We start from the raw sequence: 23,203 nt of genomic DNA on the forward strand, positions 1-23,203 counted from the left end.
GGATTTATATTTGAATATAAAACAATGTAACTATAAGAGAAGCTATCTTTATTTGAATTTAAACGAGGTTTTAATGACTAAAATCTCTATTTTAGATTACAAATCTTTTATTTTTAATCTTGTACTCCTTACGGTTGATTTTGTGTTCCTCAGACTTAATCTTGTATTCCTCGGACTTCATCTTCTATTTCTCGGACTTGATCTTGCATTCCTCAGACTTGATCTTCCATTCCTCAGACTTGATCTTGCATTCCTCAGACTTGATCTTGCATTCCTCAGACTTAATCTTCTATTCCTCAGACTTGATCTTGCATTCCTCGGGCTTGATCTTGCATTCCTCGGGCTTGATCTTCTATTGCTCAGGCTTTATCTTGTATTCCTCTCGTTTAGCATTGTTGTGCTACCCAGTGGTTTTCAAATTCTTTGAACTAGTAAGATGCATGCGTTAGCGTGAGAAATATGAAATCGAAATAACTGAAATGAAAAAGAATATGATAAATTGAATTTTCATTTTCTTGCAATATACCAAAAAAATTGTTCAAAATATTTTCGACAAAACTCAGTGACCGTGGAACGGTTTTCTATTTTGTCAAGCTAAACTTGTTTTACTTCGTACTATTCGCAGACTCGGGTCAGTTTCGCATAGCATAGATTTTGAGATCCTGAAACAAGTTCAGGATGAACTGTGTTAATTTATATCTGTGAATCTGTGGGAAATAAAAAAACCGTTCCTATCACTTCGACAAGCTCAGTGAACGATGAACGGTTTTCTAATATCTAATATCTCACATCTAAAAAGACTACAACGGAATGTTTCCGTGTTTACGGTTAGGTGTAGCTACTTCTTTATTTTCTAACATTTTGAATGCTTTGATTAATTTGCGGCGGGTATCTTGTGGGAAAATTACCTCGTCAATAAATCCACGTTGAGCTGCACGATATGGATTGGCAAATTTTTCGGCATATTCTGCTTCTTTTTCTGCTAATTTAGCGGCTGGATCAGCTGCTTCGGCAATCTCGCGTTTAAAGATAATTTCTGACGCTCCTTTAGCTCCCATAACTGCAATTTCTGCACCTGGCCAAGCAAAGTTCATATCGGCACCAAGGTGTTTTGAGTTCATTACATCGTAAGCACCACCGTACGCTTTACGTGTAATAACCGTTACTTTTGGCACAGTAGCTTCCGATAAAGCATATAATAATTTCGCTCCGTGTACAATAATTCCGTTCCACTCTTGGTCTGTTCCTGGTAAGAAACCTGGTACATCTACCAATACTAACAATGGAACGTTGAACGCATCACAGAAACGTACAAAACGAGCCGATTTAATTGATGAATTTACATCTAAACATCCTGCCAAGAACATTGGGTTGTTTGCAACAATACCTACTGATTTTCCAGCGATACGAGCAAAACCAACGATGATGTTTTCTGCGTAGTTTTTGTGAATTTCATAGAAAGAATCCTCATCGATCACGTTGTTGATTACGTCGTGCATATCGTAAGGTTTGTTCGCGTTATCAGGAACAATCGTATTTAATTGCTCACGTAACTCGTCACCTAATTGGTATGGCAAATCTTCAACAACTTCTTGGTTATTTTGAGGAATATAGCTTAATAAACGTTTCACATCTTCTAAACATTCTACGTCGTTCGCAGAAGTGGTATGAGCCACTCCGGATTTAGTTGAATGCGTTGATGCTCCACCTAATTCTTCAGCAGAAACGGTTTCGTTAGTAACGGTTTTAACCACATTTGGACCTGTTACAAACATATAAGAAGATCCTTCAACCATCATCGTAAAATCGGTCATAGCAGGCGAGTAAACCGCACCACCAGCACAAGGTCCCATAATAGCAGAAATTTGTGGAATAACTCCCGATGCCTGTACGTTGCGGAAGAAGATATCTGCATATCCACCTAACGAACGAACGCCTTCTTGAATACGAGCTCCACCAGAATCGTTTAATCCGATCATTGGCGCACCCACTTTCAATGCCATATCCATTACTTTACAGATTTTCTCTGCATGTGTTTCAGATAAAGCTCCACCGAAAACCGTAAAATCTTGAGCGAAAGCGTACACTAAACGTCCGTTTACTGTTCCGTAACCTGTAATTACACCATCACCTAAATAATGTTCTTTATCTAAACCAAAATCTTTGGTACGGTGGGTTACAAAAGCTCCGATTTCTTCGAAAGAACCTTCGTCAAAGAAGTATTCAATACGCTCACGAGCCGTTAATTTCTTTTTACCGTGTTGCGCTGCAATACGTTTTTCACCTCCACCTAATTTGGCTTCAGCTAATTTTTTATTTAAAATATCGAATTTTGTATTCATAGTTTTTATTCTTTTTTTCCACAGATGCACAGATGATTATTTCTTACCCGAATGCCCAACTAAATCAAAACCTACATCAAAAACAATAACAGTATTAATATTTTGATTATATTCTCTAATCTCTTTAAGCATTCCTTCACTTAATTTTTGTCCTTCAACCTTTGAAATATTAGCTCTAATTGTTAATTTATCATCTAAAATATCAGCGTCGATAACACCATCCATATTCTTACAAATTTCAATTAACTTTCTGTTAATTTCAGAATCTGTATTTTCCTTACTTATTTCCGTGACAACAGAATTATCAGTTTTTTCTACTTCAGAATTGTTTTTACAACTGAAAAGAACAAAACTAATTAATATGAATGTGATTTTGTTTGACATAATACTTAATTGATTTTATTAAATCTGTGGTATATAATTATAACTTCGTTGGTACGCGTAAAACTTTTTGATCTGCAAAATATTGTTTCAAAGCTACTAAAGCAGCTACTTCTGCTTCTTTTGCTTGGTTTTCTTTAATGATATCTGCGCTATAAAATTTCTTAACGAAATTGGTATCAAAGTTTCCTGAAACAAATGCATCATGTTCAAAAACAAACGTTCCGAATGGCAACGTAGTGCTTACACCTTTTACTTTGTATTCTTGAATGGCTTTCAACATTAATTGAATCGCCTCGTTACGATCTTTACCATACGTAATCAATTTTGATAACATGGGATCGTAATAAATAGGCACATCCATACCTTGTTCAAAACCATTGTCTACACGAACACCTTCACCTGTTGGTAAAATGTACGTTTCTAAATTTCCAACTGATGGTAAGAAATCGTTTAATGGATCTTCGGCATAGACACGTAATTCTAATGCGTGCCCTTTAATTTGTAAATCGTCTTGAGTGATTGGTAACACTTCGCCACGAGCTACACGAATTTGCATTTCAACCAAGTCGATTCCTGTAATTAATTCTGTAACAGGGTGCTCTACTTGTAAACGTGTATTCATTTCTAAGAAATAGAAATTTTTGTTTTCGTCTAATAAGAATTCAACCGTACCCGCACCCACGTAATCACAAGATTTAGCCACTTTTACAGCAGCTTCACCCATGGCTTTACGAATTTCGGGAGTTAAAACAGCCGAAGGAGCTTCTTCAACCACTTTTTGGTGACGACGTTGAACCGAACATTCACGTTCGAATAAATACACTACGTTTCCGTGTGTATCAGCCATAACCTGAATTTCGATGTGACGTGGAGATGCTACGAATTTTTCAATAAAAACCGATCCGTCTCCGAAAGCTGAAGTTGCTTCAGAAATGGCACGTTGCATTTGAGATTCGAAATCTTCTTCTTTCTCAACCAAACGCATTCCTTTTCCACCACCACCAGCAGATGCTTTAATTAAAATTGGGAAACCAACTTCTTTCGCCACTTGTTTCGCTTCTTCGATATCTGTGATGGCGTGGTCTAAACCAGGAACCATAGGAATATCGTACACTTTTACGGTATCTTTTGCAGCTAATTTATCTCCCATTACGCGCATAGCGTGCGATTTTGGTCCGATAAACGTAATATTGTTTTTCTCTGCTAATTCTGCAAATGTTGAATTTTCTGATAAGAATCCGTATCCTGGGTGAATCCCATCAACACCTAATTCTTTACATACTTCAATAATTTTATCACCTAATAAATACGATTGATTTGAAGGCGCCTCACCGATACAAACTGCTTCATCAGCAAATTTTACGTGAGGCGATTGACGGTCGGCAACCGAATAAACAGCAACGGTTTTAATTCCCATTTTCTTTGCTGTTTTCATTACGCGTAGTGCAATTTCACCACGGTTTGCAACTAATATTTTTTTCATTTTTTTATCAAGATAAAAGAGAAAAGAAATTTGTACTAAAACGAAAAATAAACTGCTTTTGTTGTCAAGCTGAACTTGATTCAGCTTCTCATTACGCTTATAAAATTTTTGAGATTCCGAAACAAGTTCGGAATGACAATATTATTTGATTAATTTTTCTGAAATAGTTTTAATTCCTTTTTTCTATGAAATTTTTACTCAAATTCAATTAACAATTGACCTTTATCTACTGCTTGTCCTTTTTCAACAGCGATCGATTTTATTACTCCTGCACGAGGAGAATCAAAACTATTCTCCATTTTCATAGCTTCTAAAATCAATAAATTATCACCTTCTTGAACTTCCTGACCTACCGCAACATTAATCTCTAAAATCAATCCTGGCATAGGTGCTTTAATTGCGTTCACTACTTTTGCCTTACCTACTTCAAAGCCCATTTCTTTAATTAATTGATCTAAATGGTTGGCGATAGACACTACATACTCGTTGTTATTTACAACTACTGTATATGTTTTGTTGATGAAATCGGTGTTCACAACTTCGGCATGATACGAAGTATTGTTGTGTAACACATGAAAGTTTTTTTGATCCAAGCTCACTGCATCAGCAGTTTGCATTTGCTCTTCTGTAAAATCAAAGTGGTGTTCTTTATTTACAGAAACTTTAAGTGTGTTGTTCATTTTTAAAAAATTGTTTGAGGGTAAAGTTATTTAAAAATTCGCAATTATTTAATTAAAAACCAGCTTTAATTCTTTAATTAAAAGGTTATTGCGATATTTGAATAAAAAAAATTATATGAATAAATATTCGGTTGTTTTTATGCCAGATGTTCAAACAATTACATTAGTTAAAGAGATGAAATTGAATTTAGCAGCCAAAACCGGAAGTTTTAAAAGTAAAAATGCATTGGCACATTTTTCTATTTTTGAATTCTTTAGCGAAGTATCGCAAGAAGATCGATTTTTTATACAATTAGAACGGATTGCATCTGAAATTGAACCATTTGAAATGCATTGTAACAGTTTTAACCAATATAATAATGGTGCTTTTTATATAAAACCAAGTGAGGATTCAACAGATAAAATGTCATCTATTATGAAGCAAATTTTAAATGAAGTAACAACGATGAAAAAAGAGCATCAAACAACCACACCGCATTTAACTATAGGTAGGCAATTAAGTCAAAAACAATTACAAATTGCTCAACAAATGTTTCAAAATATTGATATTTCGTTTCCTGTTACTCATTTAAGTTTGCGAAAATTTAATCTACAAATTAAGCAATACGAAGTTTATAAAGAGTTTCCGCTACTTGGAAAACCCAAAGAAATACAAGGAAGTTTGTTTTAAGGTTTATATTTGCAAAAATTCAATTTTTAATGAAGCAGATATTACTTGATTTTTGGCAGTTTATTAAACACCCTAAAGATTTACGCGATTCTTCAGGAAATAAATGGAAAGTGTTTTTTACGCTTTTCCTAGCAGAATTAGCTCTTCTCGCAATTTACCTTCCCGTGATCTATTTAATAGATAAATACTTTGCAATTGAAAATGCTACTGAATTAAATTTTAATATTGTACTAAGTTTTTTACTACTAATTTTACTTGTTCCTTTTATTGAGGAAGTTTTTTTTAGATTAGGTTTACGCCGTAAAGGATTAGTCGAAATTTTTTTTACTGAGCAACAATGGGAAAAATATTTTCCAATATTTATTTATTCCTCATCTATTATTTTTGGAATAGTTCATATTAGTAATTATGCGAATTTTAGTTGGACATTTATAGTACTCTCGCCCATTTTGATACTCACACAACTTACTGGCGGATTTATACTTGCTTATTTACGTGTACGTTTTAATTTTTGGCTAAGCTTTCTGTATCATGCCTTATGGAACTTTACAGCAATATTTTTATTAGGAAGCTTATCTATGTTTTTTGTTGATACTATTGATATTAAAACGAACGATTACGAACTGCAAGTTAAGCATCAATTATTTGTAAGTTTAACGGATGATAAAACCATTACTTTTGAACAAACAGAAGAAGGTAAAATAAAGATTATTCAATCTGATGAATATAGTGTAAGTGAAATGCTTGAAATTTTAAATGTAGATTTTGACAATTACGTTCCAGAATCGGTTATCATCGACTTAAATTTTAAATCAAACAACGGGATATCAAACGATAGTTTGTTAATCATATTAGAAGAAAATAAACTATTAAAAAAACGTTGATAAAACAAAAGCGAAAACTAATTAGTTTTCGCTTTTGTTTTTTAAGTAATGATTCAGCAAAAAAGTAGTTGAACAATCGTGCTTTTTTATTTCGTTAGCTTGCAATTCGGTTTTAATGTTGTTTGCCAAAACCTTTCCGTATTCTACACCAAACTGATCAAAACTATAAATGTTCCAAATAAAACCCTGCACAAACGTTTTATGTTCATACATAGCCAGCAAACTGCCTAATGATTCTGGTGTAAGCTTATCAATTAATATGGTATTTGATGGTCGGTTACCTTTAAAATCTTTATAAACAGCATTTTTATCGGTTTGGTCATCGGTATGATAATTTCCTTCTTTACCATTCATCAATGCTTCGGTTTGAGCAAAAAAGTTCGCCATTAGCAAATCGTGCAAATCACTTGGATAAAATGGATTTATGAAACCAATAAAATCTGTCGGAATAATTTTTGTTCCTTGGTGAAACAACTGAAAAAATGCGTGTTGTGAGTTTGTACCAACTTCGCCCCAAACAATGGTTCCTGTTTCATAATTTACCACACTACCGTTTCTATCTACACTTTTTCCGTTACTTTCCATAATTACCTGTTGCAAATAAGCAGGTAACATTTTTAATTTATCTACATACGGAACAACTGCTTCGGTTTCAAAACAAAAAAAGTTGTTATACCAAATAGATATCAATGCTAAAATAACCGGAATATTTTCTTTAAAAGGAGTTTTAGAAAAATGTTGATCCATTTTATTGGCTCCGTTTAAAAGTTCTTTAAAATCAGCAAACCCAATAGACAATGCGGTACTTAAACCAACGGCACTCCATAATGAATAACGTCCGCCCACGTAATCCCACATGGGAAATATATTTTTAATTTCGATACCATATTTTACCGCTTCCGGAATATTTGATGAAACCGCCACGATATGATTTTCGGCCTTTAAACCATTTTGCAACAACCAATTTTTAAAAATATCTGCATTGCTAATAGTTTCTAAGGTTGTAAATGTTTTTGAAACCATTACAACTAAAGTAGTTTCGGCATTTAATTTGTTTTTTAAACATTCTATACTATCATTATCAATGTTTGATATGTAATGAACATTTAAGTGATTTTTGTAATCTGCCAAGGCTTCGGTAACTAATTTTGGACCTAGATCTGAACCTCCGATCCCGATATTTATAACATCTGTAAACGCTTTTCCTGTTGATCCTTTAATATTACCCGAAATTACGCTTTCTGTAAACTGTTGCATTTGTTTTAAAGCTGTAGCAACTTCTTCGGTTTGGTTTGCAGGTTCTTTTCTTAAATCGGTATGTAGTACTTTTCGATCTTCGGTTTCATTAATGGTTTCTCCGCTTAAAAGTGCGTTGATTCCCGATTTTAAATCTACTTCTTCTGCTAGCTGCACCAACAAATCAATAGTTTTATTGGTAATTCTGTTTTTGGAAAAATCGACTAAAAAATCATTCCAAACAATATTAAAATCGTTTACACGATTAGGATTAGCGGTAAAAAGCTCTTGCATCTTTACAAATTGAACTTCGTAAAAATGTTCGCGCAAATTTTGCCACGTTTTTGTTTCGGTAGGGTTATTTTTTGGTAACGACATTAATTTTCAAATTTTTCTATAAGTTTGTCTTCTATAGCTTTTTTTACTGGTTTTATCTGTGATAAATAGGTTGATAAATCGCTTTTATCCATTGCTAATGATGTGGGCAATTTTTGTTTTAATGGATCAACTTGGATGCCATTTTTCCAAAAACGATAACAAACATGAGGTCCTGTAGCTAAACCGGTGCTTCCTACTTTACCAATTACTTGACCTTGAGTTACACTTTGCCCACGACGAACCAATATTTTAGACATGTGCAAATATTGGGTGCTGTACATGTTGTTGTGTTTTACTTTTACGTAATTTCCGTTTCCAGAGGTTCTGCCGGTTTCAACCACTACGCCCGATGCCGTTGTCATAATAGGTGTTCCGTGTGGGGCTGCATAATCGGTTCCGTTGTGGGCTTTAAAGCGTTTTTGAACGGGGTGAAATCTGTTTTTAGAAAATTTAGATGTAATGGTAAAATATTTTAAAGGCGATTTTAAAAACATGGTACGCATTTGCTTGCCGTTTTCATCAAAAAACTGCGCTTCTTTTACGCCTTCTTGTTTGTACGGAAAACCATACACATCTTTACCGTTGTAATTAAAATAAGCCCCTAAAATTTCTTCGGTTCCTACATAAATAGAATCATTAATAAATTTTTCTTTTACAGAAAGTGCAAATTTATCGCCCCTTTTAAATTTAAAAAAATCTATTGTCCAAGCAAAGCGTTTTGCTAAACCTGCTGCCAAACCTGGATCTAATCCTTCTTTTTGAATAGATGCCGATAAAGACCCATCTATTTCCCCTGCAATTGTTTTTATTTTATACGATACAGGATAATCTACGGTATATGCGTGAATAGAATCGCGAAAATCTATTACTTGAAAACCCATTTTGTCGGGTTCGTAAATTAAAATTTCTAATCTGGGAATAGTTTCTTTTGATTTTAACAATGTAAAGGTTTTACCTGCTTTAATTTTTCGAACATTGAACGAATCTTTTACTTTACCAACAATATCATGAATTTCGGTAGCATCGTAATTATGACGTGCCAATATCAAACTTAAATTATCTCCACGCTCAACCGTATCACGTTCTACATGATATTCGTTCAAAGAAAAACCATAAGCAAATTCTGGTTTTACTTCTTCTTTGTCTTTTACAGATAGTTCGGCAAATTCAGGTTCTGATTCCTTTTTATTGCACGCAAAAAGTATCGTAAAAATTGTTAGAGATAATATGAGTTGAAAAAACTTCATTACAAAGCGTCTTTTCCCCAGTTTGCCAATTCTTCTTCGCTCCATAATTCCGGGAAGAAAATTCTGCGTTGGTATTGCGGTAACATGTATTTTTTCCAATCGCTTCCACCGGTTGCTTCTTGCGGACCTGCTTCGCTTTCGATGTATTTTTTTGCAGCTTTAAAATGTCCCATAACCCATGTAATGTTCACGGTTTTGTCATAATGACGCATCGCCTGACGCAAATCTTCGTTCTGCTGATCTTCTATTGGAAGCTGTTTGAACTTTTGCCAAAGATTAGCTGTATTGTATTTCTGCATAAAATCAATGAATTCTTTTTTGTATTTCTTTTCGAATTCATTAATTAAGTAAGATTTTTTTCCTGTTTTGTAATCTTTACCCGCAGCCTGCCAATACATGTGTTCAAAAGCATGTTCGTACGGTGTATTTCTGTCGATTGTTTCACGGTAACGTGCATCAATCAAATTAATTAAATCGGTTGAGGCAAATTCTATCAAACGATACTGTGCGCTTTGAAATCCGCTGGCTGGTGTTAAGGTGTTACGGAATTTTAGGTATTGTTCTGTTTCCATTCCATCGCCCATAATGGTAAACGATGTGGTTAACATATCAAAATAACGAGAAATTCTACCTAAACGTTCTGTAAAAAATGGAGTTGTTAAATTTTCTGCGAAGCAAACCTGTTCTATTTCCCACAAGATCATTTTAAACAACAATTCGTTTACCTGATGGTACATGATAAATACCATTTCATCTGGCAGGGTTGATCGTTGGATCTGTAAATTAAGCAAGGCGTCGGTTTGTATGTAATCCCAATAAGTAATTGGTTTTTGCCATAACATTCCTTCTAAATGCGTGTCTAATTTTTGATCTATTTTAGTAAATTTATCCTGTAAGGCTTCTATTTTTTGTTTGCGTTCGTTTGAAATTTCCATTATTTTACGACTTTCAAAGGGGTTTTTAAATTTTTATGTTGAATTAACTCTGCCTTTAAAGAACCAACCAGTAAACTTGCCTGAATTTTCAATGGAACCCTGTTCTCATCGTTTGAAACCCAAAGAGTTAAACTTTCTTCTGCTTTAAAAACACGTCCCGACATAACATACGGACGGAACTTCATGCTGTTAATTGTCCCAAATTTAGTTTTAATTTTTTCATAACCCATAAATTTTAATTTAAATTTAAAGATTTCATCATCAAAAAACATATCAATCTGTATGGTTTCGCCTGCTTTAATGTTGTCTAGCTTTTCGTGATTACGTAAATAATAAAAAGCCGAAATAACATCTTGTATGTTAGAATGTATGTTGTATGTTTTTTCTGTTTTAGCTTTATAATCTTTTAGTAATACGGTATTTGTTTTATAGTTTATAAAACCTTCTTGATTTTTGGTGTAGCCACCTTCGTTAATTTTGCGAACAAAGCGGTAAGGTTGTCCCGTGTTTTTATCGAAATAACTTTGATAGTCGTCTTTAACTTTAAAAAACGTTTTAGACAAACCCGTAGTGTACCCATCGCCTTTTGCATGATACACACTTTTATCGTTATAAGTTGTTTCTTTAAGATCTATTGTAGCAATACCCGCATTTATAAAACCATACGAAACTTGAAATTTTAAATATTCGCCCGATTTAAATGCAGAAGATTGCCCATAACCAACAAAGGTTAGTAATAAAACTACACAGGTTAAAAATGTATTTTTCATATTTTCAATTTTTTAGGAAAGATACAAAACAATATCTGTTCCAAAGTTATTAAAAAACAAAAAACCCAGTTGTTACCAACTGAGTTTTTATGCTATTAACCAACCAAAAAACTATAAATTATGAAAAATTTATTACATAAATAAGGCTTTATGAGTACCTTATTTTTGTGGGTGCAAAGGTATATTAATATTTAATATTTTTTTAGCTAAATTTACATTTAACTTTTATTTAACTTTCTAACAGCGTTCTTATTAAAGTGTACCGCGTTTTTCTTGCTCTCTTTCAATAGATTCAAACAATGCTTTAAAATTACCAGCGCCAAATCCGCGAGCTCCCATACGTTGAATTACTTCAAAGAATAATGTAGGACGATCTTCTACCGGTTTGGTAAAAATTTGTAACAAATATCCTTCTTCATCTGCATCAATCATAATTCCTAATTTTTGCAATTCGTTGATATCTTCTTTGAATTTATCCATGTGGTCTTTTAAACGCTCTGGAATTGCATCATAATAACTTTGAGGTGGAATTGATAAAAACTCAACACCGCGTGCTTTCATATCAGCAACCGTTTTTAAGATATCGTCTGTTGCAACTGCAATGTGCTGTACACCTTCGCCTTCATAAAAATCTAAATATTCTTCGATTTGTGATTTTTTCTTACCTTCTGCTGGCTCATTGATAGGGAATTTAATTCTTCCGTTTCCGTTTGCCATTACTTTAGACATTAAAGCAGAATATTCGGTAGTAATTTGTTTGTCATCAAACGATAAGAAGTTTACAAATCCTAAAACATCTTCAAACCATTTTACCCAAACGTTCATTTGATCCCAACCAACGTTACCTACCATGTGGTCGATAAATTTTAAACCTACCGGTGCTGGCTGGTAATCAGATTCCCATTTAACGTATCCTGGCAAAAATAAACCGTTGTAGTTTTTACGCTCTGTAAACAAGAAAACAGTTTCGCCATAAGCAATAATTCCTGCTTGAATTACTTCACCGTTTTCATCTGAAGTAACTGTTGGCTCGCTGAACGATTTTGCACCACGTTTTGTAGTTTCTTCGTAAGCCGAAACGGCATCTTCTACCCATAAAGCTACCACTTTAACTCCGTCACCATGTTTTTTAACATGCTCACCAATTGGAGAATCAGAGTTTAAGGCTGTTGTAAGTACAATGCGGATTTTATCTTGTTTAATTACATAAGAAGCACGATCGCGAACACCAGTTTCTAACCCTGAATAAGCTTCGGACTGAAAACCAAATGCCGTTTTGTAATAATGTGCTGCTTGTTTTGCATTACCTACATAAAATTCAACATAATCTGTACCTAAAATTGGTAAGAAATCTTGTGCTCCTTCAAATATTTTTTCTAATCCGTACTCAACAGATTTTAATTCGTTTGACATAATAATTATTGTATTTAGTTTTGTAAAATTAATCTAACCATGATTGATAGTACTGCTCATCAGCTATCTTCATGGCCTCTTCTGTAACCATTAAAGGTTTAAAGGTATCAACCATAACGGCTAATTCTTGTGTATCTACTTTGCCTATGCTTCGCTCCATTGCACCTGGGTGTGGTCCGTGTGGAATTCCTGCTGGGTGTAAGGAAATATGACCGGCTTCGATATCGTTACGACTCATAAAATCACCATCTACGTAATAAAGAACCTCATCAGAATCAATATTACTGTGATTGTACGGAGCTGGAACAGATTCCGGATGATAATCATACAAACGCGGAACGAACGAACACACTACAAACGCATCAGATTCAAAAGTTTGATGCACCGGTGGCGGCTGGTGAATACGACCTGTAATCGGTTCAAAATCGTGGATTGAGAATGCATACGGGAAGTTGTATCCATCATAACCAACAACATCAAACGGATGTGATGCGTAAACCATATCGAAGATTTCGTCTTGTTTGCGAACTTTAATTAAAAAATCGCCTTTTTCATCGTAGGTTTCTAATTCTTCTGGTCGGCGGATATCGCGTTCGCAAAATGGCGAATGTTCTAATAGCTGACCAAACCAGTTACGGTAACGTTTTGGCGTATAAATTGGTCGGCGCGATTCTACGATAAACAAACGGTTATCGTCTGTATCAAAATCTATTTTATAAATAATTCCGCGCGGAATCAATAAATAATCACCATATTTAAAATCTAAATTTCCTAAAATGGTGCGCAATTTACCGGTTCCTCTGTGAATAAAAATCAACTCATCGGCATCAGTATTCTTATAAAAATAATCTTGAGTTTTATCTGAAGGCGCAGCCAAAACAATGGTTAAATCACTGTTTGTTAATACGGCTTTACGGCTTTCTAAAAAATCTGCTGTTTTTGGAACCTGAAAACCGCGCAAACGGTACGATTGTATATTATTTGCACGTGCAATTTTTGGCGCAACACTGTAAGATCCTTTAATTTCTTTTACTTGCGTTGGGCGTTGTTCATGATACATGTTAGACGACATTCCATCGAAACCAACAGTACCAAACAACTGCTCATAATAAAAATCGCCGTTAGGCTTACGAAACTGTATGTGGCGTTTGTGTGGAATTTTTCCTAATTTATGATATAAAGGCATATTTCTTAGTTTTTAATTAATAGTAAAAGCATAGCACTGCCTTCTTCATTCGGGATTCCGCTTAATGAAGTATTTAAGTTTTGATAATAATCCTTGCCATGTTTTCATACCTAACAAATATAAAAACTATTTTTTGAATTATAAATTTTCAGATAAAATAAAAGAAGCTTATTTTAAGTAAAAGTTAAAACCAAAATCCTAAACTAAACCAGGTATAATGAATCTTTACTTCGGGCGAATACGATTGTTTTATTTCTAGCGGACCAACAACGGTTTGAAAGCCATATCCTAATGCGTAACCTGAATTTATAGGCAATTCTAACCAATCGTTGTACTGAAACATAGCATCTTTTAAATACATATAATTTGCGGTAAAATTTAAATGATGCTTTTTGTAAAAGCGATAATCTACCCGTAAAAGTGCTTTAAGATAGGTGTTTGAATTAAGGCTTAAAAAGTCGTAGCCGTAAAAAGGTTTTATGTTTGATATGGATTGAAAGCCGTACCCACCCAAGAAATAGTTCATGTTTGTAGATGGAACACTACCAATTGTTAAACCAACATCGGCTTTTGCTTCTATTGAAACTCGATCAAAAAATGTTTTAACCGTTCCTAATTCTCCATTTATTTGGGTAAAAGGTTCGAAGTTTTGGTTATAGTCGGATGAAATAATGGTGTGCTTCACTTCGGCATTAAAATTAACGCCTCGGGTTGGGAAATACTTGTTGTCATAAGTATCTAAAACAACAGTAAAATACGGACTTATGTAATGGCTGTTGTCTAACCAGCTTTTCTGCAAATTTAAATTTGCGATATCTACTATTTGATATTTATGCTCTAATCCTAAACCAATTACAAATTTATCGTTATAATAATTTTGCAGATACAAGCGGTTTGTTAGATCGTTCCAATCGGTATTAAAAACATCAAAACCAAGTAATTCTTGAGGCACAACTCCTGTTTCGTACGGTTTTGCGTTGTATTTGAATTTATTGAAACGACTTTGTGCGCCAAAACTCCAACGAAAACCGTTATCTACCAAATAATTAAAATTGTATCGAATGTTATCGCCAAAAATAAAATCGAGCGATGCCAAATCATTTTTAAAAAGTAATTTTTTCTGTGTAACGTTGACTAATGCTGCACTTTTATAAAGATTATCGAAATGCAGACCAAATTTTAAAAAACGATTTACTGTATTTTCTTTCAAATTCAAAACTAAATTGTCTCCTTCTTCATCGGTTTTTTCAAAATGATACGAAATTCCGCTAAAGTTCTGGGTGGCGTTTAAATTGGTGATACCGTTTTCTAATCTATCAAACGATACACATTCGTCTTTAAAATAACCCAATTTACCAAAAACATAATCTTTGTTGTAGTTTTTTAACTTGTTCATACTAACCGAATGTACATGAATATCATCGTTAAACATATAATCGGGCAAGTTTGGTTTTTTGTAATTACTGCTGATTTGTTGCAATTGCGGTATTTTTTCTTTGGCAGCTGCTATTCCTTTTTGAATGATTTCGTTTCCTTTATCAAAAGTTACTACCGAAAAAGTAGAAATATCGGGTTTAATATAAATATCGGTTTGCTTTTTCTTCTCTTCCATGCCACCGTACATGCCGTAATTGGCAATCTGCATTAAAATATCTAAAGCACCTTTTAAGTTTTCGCGATCCTTTTTACCGTCTTGCACATCAACACCAATAATTATGTCGATACCTTTATCACGAAGCTCCTGAATGGGATAATTATTAACCACACCACCATCAATCAACAAACGATCACCAATTTCTACAGGTGTGTAAAGCGACGGAAATGCACCACTTGCCAAAATACTCTGCGGTAGATTTCCTTTTTCCAACACAACAGCTTCGCCCGTAACAACATCCGTTGCAATGCAAAGAAATGGAATGGGAAGTTTAGAAAAATCGTGTTCGTAACGTACGTGTGCCAACAGTTTGTTTAGCAGATTGTAATTGTACATTCCTTTGGAAAGCGATACGGGACTGCCTATTTTGAAATCATCAAACGGAAGCTGTAACGCATAAATTTCATCGTTTCGTTTTTCATAAAACGATTTTGAATTTCTAGGGATATAATCCTGCAAAAGTGCATCGGCATCAACCGATTTAAAGATAGAGTCTAACTGTGAAGCGGTGTAACCTGACGCGTACAAACCGCCAATAATAGCACCCATACTGGTTCCGCCAATATAATCGAACTTAACACCTTGCTCTTCTAACACCTTTAAAACACCTATATGCGCCAAGCCTTTTGCCCCACCACCACTTAATACCAAACCAACTTTAGGTCGTTGATTTTCTTGAGCAAAAGCTGAAGTGCATGCCGTAAATAGTAACAAGCATCCAAGAAAAAGTTTCATCATGGTTTTTTAGGTTTTGGTTTTTGGTGCTCATCAAATTTAAGCAAAAAATTGAAGCAACCGTATTACCAAATGCTAAAGTATGTTACAAAAAAAAGCTTCCGATGTAGGAAGCTTATCTATCATTTATTTTCTGTAATAACCATAATCAATAGTGTAAGTAAAAAAGAAGCTGTAAACGCAATTACATTTCTATCACTAATTTCCGGTTTAAACTTCTTGAGTATAAAACGGAAGATAATTCCACCTAAAAGAGTAAAAACTAAGATCTGAACAACAATAAAAACTGAATTAGTGAAATTTATAATATCGGAAATTCCTGCTTGTCCTTCCGCATAACAGTTGTTATTGAATAAAACAATCGTTAGTAATGAAACTATTAAAAACTTCTTGCTAATCATTAATTTCTCTGAATAATCGGAATACCAAAATAGAACTCTAATATTCTGGTGCGGAACAAATAATCGTATTTTGTACGCAATAAATCAGATTGTGTGTTTACCAAAAGCGTTTGCGACTGATTGTAATCAAACGCCGTTGCCATTCCGTTTTCGTAACGTTCTTTGGTATAGCGAAAAGCTTCTTCACGCGCTTTCAACATTTCTTCGGTTGCCAAATAGGTTTCCATTGCTCCTTTTGCATCAGAATAGGCTGTGTAAATGTTTCGTTCCAAATCCAATTCGGTTTGTTCAAACGTAAGTCGGTTTTTTTCCAAATTTACCCTACTGCGTTCAATATTGTTTTTAGCTGCAAAGCCGTTGAAAATAGGAATATTTAACTGCACGCCAAAACTATGACCTTTATACATATCTAACTGATCAAAAAACGGCATCGGGTTAATTTCGCCACCTCTTCCATCGGGAATTTTAGCGTACGAAACACGCGAGCTGAAACTGTAAAATCCGGTTAACGACGGTAGATTTGCACCTTTAGCAATATCCACATCTTTCTCGGCAATTTTTACATTGTTTTCGGCAATCTTTAATTCGGTACGTTCAAAACGCGCTTTTTGAAAGATCGATTCCGGAGTTTCCAACAAAATCGTCGTCGGTTCAAATTCATATTCCACATCGGCGATATCAAAATCTTTGAAATCTTCCATTTGAAGCAGTTGTGCCAAACTCATTTTTGATACAATCAACGCGTATTCTGCTTGAATCATTCGCTGTTTATCGGTCGCCAAAGTAGCCTTCATATCAAACAAATCGCCACTTGGAATCATACCGGCATCAACCAAAGCTTCGGATCTTACTAACTGTAAACTATCGGTTTGAAACTGCTGTTTTTGAACTTTTTGATTTTCTTTGTTGAACAAGATCTGCAAATACGCATTTACTACGTTTAAGGCTACATCTTCTTCTATTTTTAAATGTTGATATTGTGAGGAAATCAATGCCAGTTTTGATTTTCTAAAGCGGTTTTGATTTTGTAATCCTTTGAAAATATCAACAGCAGACGACGCACCCATTGACGTAAACTGCGTGGTTTGATTTTCCAGAATTCCCGTTGTAATATTGGTATTTAAACCTACGTTCCACGAATGCGATGCGGTTGCATTTAGGTTTGGAAGGAAATTTCCGAACGCATCTTTTATATCGATTTCTGCCAGTTTATTGTCTAATTCTATCTGTTTTATAGACACGTTGTTGTCAATGGCATGTGCCACGCATTCTTCTAACGTCCATTTTTTCTGGGCAAACGAATTTCCTGTCCAAAAAACACAAATCGCAATAATTATTTTTGATATTATTTTCATGTTTTAAATTGTTTAGTTGTTTAAATGTTGATTTGTTTAACCGATTCAGCGATTCAACAAAATCAACGATCAACTACTTTTTAATCTGATTCCAAACTTTAATCTTGTCGTTCTTGGTAATTCCTTTTTTAATTTCCACGTAAATACCGTCGCTAACGCCTAATTCCACATCGCGACGTTCAAATTTTTGCTCGCCAACCAACACCTCAACAAATGATTTTTTTGTTTTTTCGTCGTACTGAACCAAACCTTCTTTTACCGCCAAAACATTATCGGCTTTTGAAAGGATGATTGACGCATTGGCACTTAAACCCGATCTAATAAAGGTATCGTCTTTATTCACCAACGTACCTTTAATTGGGAACTGCATGGCGCCGTTTTCGTTTACACCTTTTGGAGCAATATAATCTAAGACAGCATCGAATTTTTTGTTTTCTATGGCACCAACGGTGATTTCTAACGGAAGCCCCAACTTGATTTTTCCTACTTCAGACTCATCTAATTTTCCTTCAAAAATCATGTTACCAACATCAGCCAAACTCGCAATGGTAGTTCCTTCGTTAAAATTATTTGCTTCGATAACCTGATTTCCTTTTTTAACAGGAATATCCAGAACCATACCCGAAACCGTAGAACGAATAAGGGTTTGCGCAATATTACCCATTCCGCTTGTTGTACCAGTTCTGATAATTTCGGCACTTTGAACCATTGCATTATAGGTTTGTTGCGATTGCTTGTACGCTGTTTCGGCAGTATCGAAATCGTTGGCAGAAATAACACCTTTATTGAACAATGTTCTTTGACGTTCGAACACTTTTCTTTGATTTTCTAAATCGATTTTTGCTGTACTGATCTGATTGTTTGCCGAGTTTAAGCTTGATACATTTGGTACTACTTTAATCTTTGCAAGCAAATCGCCCGATTTTACGTAATCGCCAGCCTCTACATAGACTTCATCGATAATTCCTGAAATATTCGGTTTAATTAATACTTCTTCTTTTGGGTTGATGTTTCCTGTAGCAACGGTGCTTTTAGAGATCGATCTAACTTCGGCTTTCTCTGTTTCATAAACTACTGGCGGCTGTGCGTTTTTTTGATACAACCAAAATAATGCCCCTGCAAAAGCTATCGCTAAAAAGACTAAAATTGAAATGGTACAACCTTTTTTCATATATATTTTTATTTGTTTATTCGTTGATTTATTTAATCGTTGATTTGTTGATTCGTTTATTAGAATACTCTTTTATTCTCTATATTCTATTTTCTTTCCTCTTTATTCTTTCCTCTTTATTCTTGATTCTATTCCGTTCTTAATGCATCAATCGGTTTTACTCTAATAGCTGTAATCGCCGGGATTAATCCTGCTAAAAGTCCCGATACTACTAATATTAACAATGCAATTACCACTACACCTAAATTTACACTTGGATTTACAATTGGAATTTGGTCGCTGTTTGGAGCTTGCTCTAATCCAAAATTTATCAACCAAAGCACAACCGATGCAAAAATAATTCCTGCCATACCAGCAATCAGCGATAGCGCAACCGATTCGGTCAAAATTTGTTTTATGATCACAGCCGGCGTGGCACCTAACGCTCTACGGATTCCTATTTCTTGGGTTCGTTCTTTAACTATGATCAGCATGATATTTATGATACCGATAACGCCCGAGAACAGAATTAAGCCACCTACCAAATAGGAAACCGCCGTTAAGATTGAAAATAAGCCGTTGATTTTTTTAAATTCCTGATACAAATCAAAATGCCCAATGGCTCTTTCATCTGTAGGATCTACGGTATGACGGTTTTTTAAGAACTTAAAAATATCTTCTTTTAAATCGGTAATTGGTTTATCGTCTTGCGCAGTAATTGTCATCCAACCCACAATATCGCCATAATTAAAGGCTTGCTGAAAGGTTGTAAAAGGAATATACAATTGTTTTTGACTTTCTTCGGCATCGCCACCCATGTTCGAAATACTTTTATAAACGCCGACTACCAAAAAGTTAACACCTTGAACTTTAATGTACGTCCCCAAAGCTTCTTCGCCTGGTGCATACAATTCCCTGATAACACCTTCGCCAATTACAGTTACCTTGCGGTTGTTTGCAATGTCGCCGTAATTAATAAATCGACCTTTAAGAATGTTCATTGGCTGTTGTAGGATAAATTCCGGGTAATCGCCATAAACGTTATATGCTCCGGTTTTTGTACCACGAACCACATTGTTGCTTCCCCTGAAACCGCCTAACTGATTTCGTGGCGATACATACAACAGACCGTCAATGTCTCTTTTCAACGCATCAACATCGGGGTTTTTAAAATTGAAATTTCTTCCTTGCGGTAAACCTTTATATGGTTTTGATGTTGCCTGCGTCCACATGAACATGGTATTAGTTGACAAGCCGCCCATTTGCCGTTTAATACCGTTTTGCAGACCCTGACTTGCAGAAAGAAGAATTACCAGGATAAAAATTCCCCAGAAAACTCCGAATGCAGTGATCAGCGTTCTGAACGGATTGGCAGAAAGCGCCTCTATAATTTCATTCCATTTATCTCTGCTAAACATACTATTCTCCTCTTAATGCTACAATTGGTCTAATTTTCGCGGCACGGTATGCAGGAACAAATCCAGCAAATGCCCCGGCAACAATCAATATAATCAGTGTGGTAAGTGCCACGTTAAAATCTACTTCAGGTCGGGTAAAGAAATCAGCTTCCACATACGGCGCTACCACTTCCCAAACAACCAAACCGAAAATAAGTCCCGAAAAACCTGCAATAACGGTTATAAAAACAGCTTCTTGCAAAATCATAGTAATGATTGAAAAAGGCGAAGCGCCCAACGCTTTTCGTATCCCGATTTCTTTGGTTCGTTCCTTAACAATAATCAGCATAATGTTACCTACACCTACTACACCGGCAATTATGGTACAAATTCCCACAAACCAAAAAAACGCTTGTACGCCACCCGTTATAATGTAGATGTTCTTTGCTTGTTCTAAAGAATTGTTGATAAAAACTGCTCCATCGTCATCTGGTGCAATTGTATGCCGTGCTTTTAAAAACGTTTCTAGTTTTTGAGTAAATTCATTCGATTCTGCCACAGCGGTATCAAAATTTTCACTGGTTTTAAGTGTAAAAGACATACTGCGTATGCTGTCGCCAGCACTATATGCTTTTTGTGCGGTAGAAATTGGAATAAAAACTCGGCTTTCTTCACGTTCGCCACCCGGATCGGTATAAACACCAACCACTTTGTAGATCATTCCAGAAACATTCAATTCTGCGCCTAAAGATTCTTTGCCGTTTTTAAAAAGATCGATTTCTACTTTTTTACCGATAATTACATTTTTTTCGAAGTTTAAATTATCAGAATGATTAATAAATCGACCTTTAACTATGGAAGCATTTTCGATAAACTGATAATCGGGATGAACGCCTTCTACCCTGTAATTTCCGGTTTCTTCCTTATAAACGATGTTTCCGCTCCAAACCGAAAAAATTGCCGATTTGTATTCAATATAATCTTTAAATAAATTAGTGGCTAAGTCGTAATCGCTATTGCGTAGCTGCACTTGTCTGCCAACGCCCAATCCTTTATATTCTTTCTTTGTTGTTCCTGCCCAAACCGAAACCTGGTTGGTTGCATCTTTTTCGAATTGTTTTTGAATTCCGTTCTGAATTCCGTTTCCGGCACCGAGAAGAATCACCAAAATAAAGATTCCCGATGAAACAGAAACGCCTGTTAAAGCAGTTCGGAGCTTGTTTTTATAAAGCCCTTCAAATATTTCTTGCCAGCGTTCGATGCTAAACATATTGCGATGCTCTTATCTGGTTTACCAATTTATCCGATTCTATCTGTCCGTCTTTTAAGAAAACGATACGTTTGGTCATTTCGGCAATATCGGGTTCGTGAGTTACCACTAAAACCGTTTTACCTTCGTCGTTAATCTGCTGAATCAGATCCATAACCTCGTACGAAGTCTTTGTATCTAAAGCTCCCGTAGGTTCATCTGCCAACAAAACTTTAGGATCCGATGCCAATGCACGTGCAATTGCCACACGCTGTTTTTGTCCGCCCGAAAGTTCATTAGGTAAATGTTTTGCCCAGTTTGCTAAACCTACTTTTTCCAGATAATGCATAGATCGTTCCATGCGTTCTTTACGCGCCATACCTTGGTAATACAACGGCAACGCCACATTATCTAACGCGGTTTTGTAATTGATAAGGTTAAAAGATTGAAAAACAAATCCCAGAAATTTGTTACGATATTGCGATGCAAGGGTTTCGTTCAGGTTTTTAATAGGCACATTATCTAAAATGTACGAACCTTCATCGGCTTCATCTAAAATACCTATAATGTTTAAAAGAGTAGATTTGCCCGAACCAGAGCTTCCCATGATAGAAACAAACTCGCCTTCTTTTACATTGAAATTAATTCCTTTGAGAACATGCAGTGCATTTTTTCCCATTTGATACGATTTGTGAAGGTCTTTTATTTCTATCATAATTATGGTTTTTAATGATTTTAAAGATACTGCTTTGTGCCAAAACAATTATCTCTTTAATAGTAATTTATAAAGTAGGTATTGTTTTTTTGTAAAACGTTACAATAGCTATGGTGTTTTTTGTTTTAGTTTTATAAAAGTCGAAACTATTAAATGTACAATAACAGTAAAGTATTATAAAAATACAGCCTCAATACGTTCGTAAAGAGGCTGTTGTTTTTAATAGCACGATTTGAAATCCGCGCGATCGAGTTTTTTCACTCTCTTTACTTGATAGTCCTATAATCTGCGTTATCTGCGTGTTATTATTTGAACGCTGATAACGTTGATTAGTTATGATCTTTTATCTTCACTCTTTACGTGATAAACCTATAGTCTGCAAAATCTGTTTCATCTGCGTGCTATTGCTTTTCTCGGATAATGCTGATTGAATGGTTCTTAAAAAACAACTTATGTGTGTGGATATTCATTAGAAAACACTTTTCTTCTAAGCTCAGGTTTTTTTCCGAAATTCAACAATAATCCTACTTCCATATCCGTTGCTTTTAAATAATTAATCAACTGATATTCATGTTCTTTAGATAAGTATTCAGAAGCCTTTAATTCAATAATAATAAGATTATTAACGACCAAATCAGCAAAATAGCTCCCTACTTCATTTCCTTCGTAAAATACCTTGATGCTTTTTTGTTTTTCTACTAACAATCCACTGCTTTGAAGCTCTATAAACATTGCATTTTCATATATTTTTTCGAGAAAACCGTACCCTAAACGATTATAAACCTTATAGAAAGCTTTAATAATTTCTTCGGTGACTTCTGTGTATAAATAATTTTCTTGCATATTCTAATATATATGATTGGTTTTTAATAATTTATACCCATAGTGCATTATTAAACGAGATTAATTTTTAGGTTGTTAATATTTCTGTCGAATACA

At 34.8% G+C, this 23,203-nt stretch carries 21 protein-coding genes; 3 read left to right on the plus strand and 18 right to left on the minus strand.

Annotated features, from left to right (window positions below):
* Positions 1-52: 52 nt before the first annotated feature.
* Entirely contained in the window at positions 53-427 is a 375-nt protein-coding gene (locus EG242_RS09845) for a hypothetical protein (protein WP_124899710.1), read from the plus strand.
* 373 nt (positions 428-800) lie between these two features.
* Here EG242_RS09845 and EG242_RS09850 read toward each other — a convergent pair whose 3' ends face one another.
* The 4 genes from EG242_RS09850 to EG242_RS09865 form a co-directional block, all read right to left on the minus strand.
* Positions 801-2,342 carry an acyl-CoA carboxylase subunit beta gene (locus tag EG242_RS09850; protein ID WP_124899711.1) on the minus strand — a complete coding sequence of 514 codons (1,542 nt, stop codon included), beginning with the start codon at positions 2,340-2,342 and terminating at the stop codon, positions 801-803.
* 36 nt (positions 2,343-2,378) lie between these two features.
* Complete coding sequence (locus EG242_RS09855; protein WP_124899712.1) at positions 2,379-2,726, minus strand: hypothetical protein; 348 nt, start codon at positions 2,724-2,726, stop codon at positions 2,379-2,381.
* Positions 2,727-2,763: 37 nt separating this feature from the next.
* A complete protein-coding gene (accC, locus tag EG242_RS09860) occupies positions 2,764-4,209 on the minus strand; it encodes an acetyl-CoA carboxylase biotin carboxylase subunit (RefSeq protein ID WP_124899713.1) in 1,446 nt (481 codons plus the stop codon).
* 194 nt (positions 4,210-4,403) lie between these two features.
* Entirely contained in the window at positions 4,404-4,889 is a 486-nt protein-coding gene (locus tag EG242_RS09865; protein WP_124899714.1) for an acetyl-CoA carboxylase biotin carboxyl carrier protein subunit, read from the minus strand.
* A gap of 115 nt (positions 4,890-5,004) precedes the next feature.
* Here EG242_RS09865 and EG242_RS09870 point away from each other — a divergent pair, with 115 nt between their 5' ends.
* Both EG242_RS09870 and EG242_RS09875 read left to right on the plus strand, forming a co-directional pair.
* Positions 5,005-5,559, plus strand: coding sequence for a 2'-5' RNA ligase family protein (locus EG242_RS09870; protein WP_124899715.1), 555 nt, complete (start codon positions 5,005-5,007; stop codon positions 5,557-5,559).
* 29 nt (positions 5,560-5,588) lie between these two features.
* A complete protein-coding gene (locus tag EG242_RS09875; RefSeq protein WP_124899716.1) occupies positions 5,589-6,443 on the plus strand; it encodes a CPBP family intramembrane glutamic endopeptidase in 855 nt (284 codons plus the stop codon).
* A gap of 21 nt (positions 6,444-6,464) precedes the next feature.
* Here EG242_RS09875 and pgi read toward each other — a convergent pair whose 3' ends face one another.
* The 14 genes from pgi to EG242_RS09945 all read right to left on the minus strand — a co-directional run bounded on the left by pgi (position 6,465) and on the right by EG242_RS09945 (position 23,107).
* Positions 6,465-8,057 carry a glucose-6-phosphate isomerase gene (gene pgi, locus EG242_RS09880; RefSeq protein ID WP_124899717.1) on the minus strand — a complete coding sequence of 531 codons (1,593 nt, stop codon included), beginning with the start codon at positions 8,055-8,057 and terminating at the stop codon, positions 6,465-6,467.
* Positions 8,057-9,304 carry a peptidoglycan DD-metalloendopeptidase family protein gene (locus EG242_RS09885; RefSeq protein WP_124899718.1) on the minus strand — a complete coding sequence of 416 codons (1,248 nt, stop codon included), beginning with the start codon at positions 9,302-9,304 and terminating at the stop codon, positions 8,057-8,059. The genes pgi and EG242_RS09885 overlap by 1 nt, the downstream gene beginning before the upstream one ends.
* Positions 9,304-10,239, minus strand: a complete 936-nt coding sequence (locus EG242_RS09890; RefSeq protein WP_124899719.1) for a tryptophan 2,3-dioxygenase family protein — start codon at positions 10,237-10,239, stop codon at positions 9,304-9,306. The genes EG242_RS09885 and EG242_RS09890 overlap by 1 nt, the downstream gene beginning before the upstream one ends.
* A complete protein-coding gene (locus tag EG242_RS09895) occupies positions 10,239-11,009 on the minus strand; it encodes a DUF3108 domain-containing protein (RefSeq protein ID WP_124899720.1) in 771 nt (256 codons plus the stop codon). The genes EG242_RS09890 and EG242_RS09895 overlap by 1 nt, the downstream gene beginning before the upstream one ends.
* 252 nt (positions 11,010-11,261) lie before the next feature.
* A complete protein-coding gene (hppD, locus tag EG242_RS09900; protein ID WP_124899721.1) occupies positions 11,262-12,422 on the minus strand; it encodes a 4-hydroxyphenylpyruvate dioxygenase in 1,161 nt (386 codons plus the stop codon).
* Positions 12,423-12,450: 28 nt separating this feature from the next.
* Entirely contained in the window at positions 12,451-13,608 is a 1,158-nt protein-coding gene (locus EG242_RS09905; RefSeq protein ID WP_124899722.1) for a homogentisate 1,2-dioxygenase, read from the minus strand.
* Positions 13,609-13,792: 184 nt separating this feature from the next.
* Positions 13,793-16,000 carry a patatin-like phospholipase family protein gene (locus tag EG242_RS09910; protein ID WP_235831896.1) on the minus strand — a complete coding sequence of 736 codons (2,208 nt, stop codon included), beginning with the start codon at positions 15,998-16,000 and terminating at the stop codon, positions 13,793-13,795.
* A 119-nt stretch (positions 16,001-16,119) separates the two neighbouring features.
* On the minus strand, positions 16,120-16,398 hold the full coding sequence (locus EG242_RS09915; protein ID WP_124899723.1) for a hypothetical protein: 279 nt from the start codon (positions 16,396-16,398) through the stop codon (positions 16,120-16,122).
* The gene (locus EG242_RS09920) at positions 16,398-17,753 is read right to left on the minus strand and encodes a TolC family protein (RefSeq protein WP_124899724.1); all 1,356 of its coding nucleotides are present in this window, start codon (positions 17,751-17,753) and stop codon (positions 16,398-16,400) included. The genes EG242_RS09915 and EG242_RS09920 overlap by 1 nt, the downstream gene beginning before the upstream one ends.
* Before the next feature lie 73 nt (positions 17,754-17,826).
* Positions 17,827-18,924 (minus strand): efflux RND transporter periplasmic adaptor subunit, encoded by a 1,098-nt coding sequence (locus EG242_RS09925; RefSeq protein ID WP_124899725.1) that lies wholly within the window; start codon positions 18,922-18,924, stop codon positions 17,827-17,829.
* 128 nt (positions 18,925-19,052) lie between these two features.
* A complete protein-coding gene (locus tag EG242_RS09930) occupies positions 19,053-20,321 on the minus strand; it encodes an ABC transporter permease (RefSeq protein ID WP_124899726.1) in 1,269 nt (422 codons plus the stop codon).
* A 1-nt stretch (position 20,322) separates the two neighbouring features.
* On the minus strand, positions 20,323-21,570 hold the full coding sequence (locus tag EG242_RS09935; protein WP_124899727.1) for an ABC transporter permease: 1,248 nt from the start codon (positions 21,568-21,570) through the stop codon (positions 20,323-20,325).
* Positions 21,563-22,264, minus strand: coding sequence for an ABC transporter ATP-binding protein (locus EG242_RS09940; RefSeq protein ID WP_124899728.1), 702 nt, complete (start codon positions 22,262-22,264; stop codon positions 21,563-21,565). Before EG242_RS09940 ends, EG242_RS09935 begins: the two co-directional genes overlap by 8 nt.
* Before the next feature lie 450 nt (positions 22,265-22,714).
* Positions 22,715-23,107, minus strand: a complete 393-nt coding sequence (locus tag EG242_RS09945) for a GxxExxY protein (RefSeq protein WP_124899729.1) — start codon at positions 23,105-23,107, stop codon at positions 22,715-22,717.
* Between the last annotated feature and the right edge of the window lie 96 nt (positions 23,108-23,203).

The sequence above is a fragment of the Paenimyroides viscosum genome (assembly GCF_003858535.1).
GTDB lineage: Bacteria > Bacteroidota > Bacteroidia > Flavobacteriales > Flavobacteriaceae > Flavobacterium > Flavobacterium viscosum.

What these genes read in the sequence shown, in the direction of transcription:
- EG242_RS09870 (WP_124899715.1), top strand. Translation starts at nt 5,005, where the DNA reads ATGAATAAATATTCGGTTGTTTTTATGCCAGATGTTCAAACAATTACA.
- EG242_RS09850 (WP_124899711.1), bottom strand. Translation starts at nt 2,342, where the DNA reads ATGAATACAAAATTCGATATTTTAAATAAAAAATTAGCTGAAGCCAAA.
- pgi (WP_124899717.1), bottom strand. Translation starts at nt 8,057, where the DNA reads ATGTCGTTACCAAAAAATAACCCTACCGAAACAAAAACGTGGCAAAAT.
- EG242_RS09945 (WP_124899729.1), bottom strand. Translation starts at nt 23,107, where the DNA reads ATGCAAGAAAATTATTTATACACAGAAGTCACCGAAGAAATTATTAAA.
- EG242_RS09865 (WP_124899714.1), bottom strand. Translation starts at nt 4,889, where the DNA reads ATGAACAACACACTTAAAGTTTCTGTAAATAAAGAACACCACTTTGAT.
- EG242_RS09930 (WP_124899726.1), bottom strand. Translation starts at nt 20,321, where the DNA reads ATGTTTAGCAGAGATAAATGGAATGAAATTATAGAGGCGCTTTCTGCC.
- EG242_RS09910 (WP_235831896.1), bottom strand. Translation starts at nt 16,000, where the DNA reads ATGATGAAACTTTTTCTTGGATGCTTGTTACTATTTACGGCATGCACT.
- EG242_RS09940 (WP_124899728.1), bottom strand. Translation starts at nt 22,264, where the DNA reads ATGATAGAAATAAAAGACCTTCACAAATCGTATCAAATGGGAAAAAAT.
- EG242_RS09920 (WP_124899724.1), bottom strand. Translation starts at nt 17,753, where the DNA reads ATGAAAATAATATCAAAAATAATTATTGCGATTTGTGTTTTTTGGACA.
- EG242_RS09925 (WP_124899725.1), bottom strand. Translation starts at nt 18,924, where the DNA reads ATGAAAAAAGGTTGTACCATTTCAATTTTAGTCTTTTTAGCGATAGCT.
- EG242_RS09935 (WP_124899727.1), bottom strand. Translation starts at nt 21,570, where the DNA reads ATGTTTAGCATCGAACGCTGGCAAGAAATATTTGAAGGGCTTTATAAA.
- EG242_RS09875 (WP_124899716.1), top strand. Translation starts at nt 5,589, where the DNA reads ATGAAGCAGATATTACTTGATTTTTGGCAGTTTATTAAACACCCTAAA.
- hppD (WP_124899721.1), bottom strand. Translation starts at nt 12,422, where the DNA reads ATGTCAAACGAATTAAAATCTGTTGAGTACGGATTAGAAAAAATATTT.
- accC (WP_124899713.1), bottom strand. Translation starts at nt 4,209, where the DNA reads ATGAAAAAAATATTAGTTGCAAACCGTGGTGAAATTGCACTACGCGTA.
- EG242_RS09855 (WP_124899712.1), bottom strand. Translation starts at nt 2,726, where the DNA reads ATGTCAAACAAAATCACATTCATATTAATTAGTTTTGTTCTTTTCAGT.
- EG242_RS09895 (WP_124899720.1), bottom strand. Translation starts at nt 11,009, where the DNA reads ATGAAAAATACATTTTTAACCTGTGTAGTTTTATTACTAACCTTTGTT.
- EG242_RS09885 (WP_124899718.1), bottom strand. Translation starts at nt 9,304, where the DNA reads ATGAAGTTTTTTCAACTCATATTATCTCTAACAATTTTTACGATACTT.
- EG242_RS09915 (WP_124899723.1), bottom strand. Translation starts at nt 16,398, where the DNA reads ATGATTAGCAAGAAGTTTTTAATAGTTTCATTACTAACGATTGTTTTA.
- EG242_RS09890 (WP_124899719.1), bottom strand. Translation starts at nt 10,239, where the DNA reads ATGGAAATTTCAAACGAACGCAAACAAAAAATAGAAGCCTTACAGGAT.
- EG242_RS09905 (WP_124899722.1), bottom strand. Translation starts at nt 13,608, where the DNA reads ATGCCTTTATATCATAAATTAGGAAAAATTCCACACAAACGCCACATA.